At 64.9% G+C, this 666-nt stretch carries 1 protein-coding gene; it reads right to left on the reverse strand.

Annotation, left to right across the window (positions count from 1 at the left end; translation table 11 throughout):
• A partial coding sequence (locus tag EN850_RS33370) for a phage minor tail protein L (protein ID WP_246689315.1) occupies positions 1-666 on the reverse strand: 666 nt, incomplete at both ends.

Here is a 666-nt window from a genome sequence, read left to right on the forward strand (position 1 = left end):
GCCATAGGGCAGCGGCTTGTCCTGACCGAAGCGCAGCTTGCAACTGCGTACCCGGCCGCCGCACTGGTCACGGGCCGGATCGTCAGTGGGGACGTCGTCGCTGTCGGCCACCGCGGGACCGTTGTAGCCGCAGTACGCGCCGCGATAGCCCCCCCGCACCAGCCCGCCGCACATGCCGGCAATGATCTGCCTGCCCGGCAGCTGCTGGCCATTGAGATCGATCGCGGTGGTCAGCTCGACCTCGACCATCTGCTTGTCTTCGCCGATCTTGCGTTCGATGAACCAGACGTCATCGGGGAAGTGCCTGGCAGGATCCGCACTGGGATTGCCTTCCTCGAAGTTGGTGGCATCCAGGTACTTGGCCAGCGTCTGCCGGCGGATGATGCGGGCACCGACCAGGTCATCGAAGAGCAGACACATGGCGGTGATGCGACCATCAATGTTGCTCACGCGCAGGCGTGGATTCGGCGGTTGGTCGCTGGTGCGTTCAAAGCCGCTGGACTCGATCGGCCACGGGCCGTACTCCTGGCCCTGCCACCAGATGACACCACTCTGCAGGTGTGCGTGGAAGAACAGCTTGTCGGCGCCGAAACTGCTGGCGTCCAGTTCGTAGACGGTGATGCGGCCACCCGGCTCAAGCTGCTGGGCATCGGCGGTGATCATGGG

The organism is Mesorhizobium sp. M8A.F.Ca.ET.207.01.1.1 (genome assembly GCF_004794715.1).
GTDB lineage: Bacteria > Pseudomonadota > Alphaproteobacteria > Rhizobiales > Rhizobiaceae > Mesorhizobium.